The sequence below is a fragment of the Criibacterium bergeronii genome (genome assembly GCF_001693775.2).
Classification (GTDB): Bacteria; Bacillota; Clostridia; order Peptostreptococcales; family Filifactoraceae; genus Peptoanaerobacter; species Peptoanaerobacter bergeronii.
In genome coordinates this window covers 1-3,283 of record NZ_MBEW02000056.1, presented here as the reverse complement: position 1 = coordinate 3,283, position 3,283 = coordinate 1, and the positions used below count along the sequence as shown (strand labels likewise).

1 tRNA gene and 2 rRNA genes are annotated in these 3,283 nt (G+C 42.4%); all 3 read left to right on the top strand.

Going from position 1 to position 3,283, the window contains the following annotated elements:
• Positions 1–475 (top strand): 16S ribosomal RNA (locus BBG48_RS10580); the annotation flags it as partial.
• Between the two features lie 109 nt (positions 476–584).
• Positions 585–660 (top strand) — tRNA-Ala (locus BBG48_RS10575).
• 455 nt (positions 661–1,115) lie between these two features.
• Positions 1,116–3,283, top strand: a 23S ribosomal RNA gene (locus BBG48_RS10570); the annotation flags it as partial.

Below are 3,283 nucleotides of genomic sequence, written 5' to 3'. Positions count from 1 at the left end.
AGCTCGTGTCGTGAGATGTTGGGTTAAGTCCCGCAACGAGCGCAACCCCTATTACTAGTTGCCAGCAGGTTAAGCTGGGCACTCTAGAAAGACAGTTAGGGATAACCTAAAGGAAGGTGGGGATGACGTCAAATCATCATGCCCCTTATGCTTAGGGCTACACACGTGCTACAATGGCTATAACAAAGAGAAGCGAATTCGTGAGGAAGAGCAAACCTGAAAAAAATAGTCTAAGTTCGGATTGTAGGCTGAAACTCGCCTACATGAAGCCGGAGTTACTAGTAATCGCAGATCAGAATGCTGCGGTGAATGCGTTCCCGGGTCTTGTACACACCGCCCGTCACACCATGGGAGCTGAGGGCACCCAAAGTCGGTGATCTAACGCAAGAAGAAGCCGCCTAAGGTGAACTTAGTGACTGGGGTGAAGTCGTAACAAGGTAGCCGTATCGGAAGGTGCGGCTGGATCACCTCCTTTCTAAGGAGAAAAAGTTTACTATCCTTTTCTTGTTGTTCATAAGTAAGGTAAGATCGAACAACTAAAGAGAAATAAACCTAACCACTATTAAAAATAATAGTGACATACTGGGGGCATAGCTCAGTTGGGAGAGCACCTGCCTTGCAAGCAGGGGGTCAGGAGTTCAAATCTCCTTGTCTCCACCAAGAAACAACAAAAAAAAGAATATACACAGTACAAAAAAAGTTGTTAAAACAAATAACAATAAAAAGTACAAAGTATAGTAGTACCATGAAAACTGCATATCATCAAAAAAATATAGCGCTAGACATAAAAGATAGGAAAACTACAACAGCGTATTAAAGTATGAAAATACAAAAAATACAAAATAAAAGTTATCCAGGATAAAGTAAAAAGTAGAAAAAGAAAATCAACTACAAAACAAAGTCTAAATCTAAATGTCCAGGTTATATTACAATTTTATCAAAACAGTACAGTAAGAAATTACTGAACAACAATCCAGATAAAAAACAAATCACTAAGAAAATTTGACACAAGAATTGCTTTACGACCAAACGACGAACGAATAGACCTAAAAGGTCATGAGTGAGGAGAAGAAGAAGAAAAACAATAAATTGTGACAAAAAAACAAGTGAGACAAGGTTAAGGAACAAAGAGCATAAGGTGAATGCCTAGGTGATTAGAGCCGAAGAAGGACGTGGCAAGCTGCGAAAAGCTATGGCAAGGAGCAAACATCCGCTATAACCATAGATATCCGAATGAGGAAACTCACCTAATAGAGATATTAGGTATCCATAATTGAATAAATAGATTATGGAGGGGAACGCTGGGAACTGAAACATCTAAGTACCAGTAGGAAAAGAAAGAAACATCGATTACCAAAGTAGCGGCGAGCGAAATGGTAACAGCCCAAACCAGAAGAAGAAATTCATCTGGGGTACGGACTACCATAAAGTATTGGAAAACATAGTCGAACAAGTTGGAAAACTTGACCAAAGAGAGTAAAAGTCACGTAGACGAAATGCAGACCAAACAGGTAGCATCCAGAGTAAGGTAGAGCACGAGGAATTCTGCCCGAAGAAAGGGGGACCACCCCCAAAGGCTAAATACTACTAATCAACCGATAGAGAAAAAGTACCGTGAGGGAAAGGTGAAAAGAACCCCGGGAGGGGAGTGAAAAAGAACCTGAAACCATATGCTTACAAACAGGTAGAGCGCAAGTGATACCATACTTTTTGTAGAACGGGCCAACGAGTTATGTTGAATAGCAAGGTCAAGAAATTAAGTTTCAAAGCCGAAGCGAAAGCGAGTCTTAAAAGGGCAAAAAGTTAAACAACATAGACCCGAAACTAAGCGACCTACCCATGAGCAGATTGAAGTTTCCGTAACAGGAAATGGAGGATCGAACCCACGTATGTTGAAAAATGCGGGGATGACTTGTGGGTAGCGGTGAAATTCCAATCGAGCTTAGAGATAGCTGGTTCTCTTCGAAATAGCTTTAGGGCTAGCGTCTTTAACAAGTTTACTGGGGGTAGATCACTGAATGTTCTAGGGGTCGCAAAGATTACCGAAAACTATCAAAATCCGAATACCAGTAAATATAAAAGGCAGTCAGACTATGAGTGATAAGATCCATAGTCAAAAGGGAAAAAGCCCAGACCAACAGCTAAGGTCCCAAAATGTACGTTAAGTGGAAAAGGATGTGAAATTGCACAGACAACCAGGATGTTGGCTTAGAAGCAGCCACACATTAAAAGAGTGCGTAATAGCTCACTGGTCGAGTGATTTTGCGCCGAAAATTATCGGGGCTCAAACGTACTACCGAAGCTTTGGATCCGTTACACTTAACTAAGAAATTAATCAAGTATGAAAAGCATGACAACGAAGTTAGAAAGAAAATTCCAAAAAAGAAAAAACATACAAGATTAAGATTTTAGTTAAGTGTAACGGATGGTAGAAGAGCATTGTATAAGAGCAGAAGCAAGAACGTAAGTAAATGTGGATTTTATACAAGAGAGAATGTTGGCATGAGTAGCGAGAATGAGGTGAGAAACCTCATGGCCGAAAACCCAAGGATTTCTGAGGAAGGTTTGTCCGCTCAGAGTAAGTCGGGACCTAAGGAGAGGCTGAAAAGCGTATCTGATGGACAACAGGTAAAAATTCCTGTACCTACAACTATCGACAAAGACAAGAAGGAATGACGCAGGAGGATAAGATTAGCGTGCGACTGGAAGAGCACGTCCAAGCACAAAGGCTGATTAGTTGGCAAATCCGCTAATCAAAAAAGCAGATGTGTGATGGGGAGTCGAATGAGACGAAGGATCTGATTTCACACTGACAGGAAAAGTTTCTATTGAGATAGAAGTAGCCCGTACCGTAAACCGACACAGGTGGGAGGGGTGAGAAACCCAAGGCCGACTGGAGAACTGTTGTTAAGGAACTCGGCAAAATGATCCCGTAACTTAGGGAAAAGGGATGCCTAGAAATAGGTCACAGAAAAAAGGCCCAAGCGACTGTTTACCAAAAACATAGGTCTCTGCGAAACCGCAAGGTGAAGTATAGGGGCTGACGCCTGCCCGGTGCTGGAAGGTTAAGAGGAGAAGTCAGGAAACGAAGCTTTGAATTTAAGCCCCAGTAAACGGCGGCCGTAACTATAACGGTCCTAAGGTAGCGAAATTCCTTGTCGGGTAAGTTCCGACCCGCACGAAAGGCGTAACGATTTGGGCACTGTCTCAACAACAGACCAGGTGAAATTGTAATACCGGTGAAGATGCCGGGAACCTGCGACAGGACGGAAAGACCCCATGG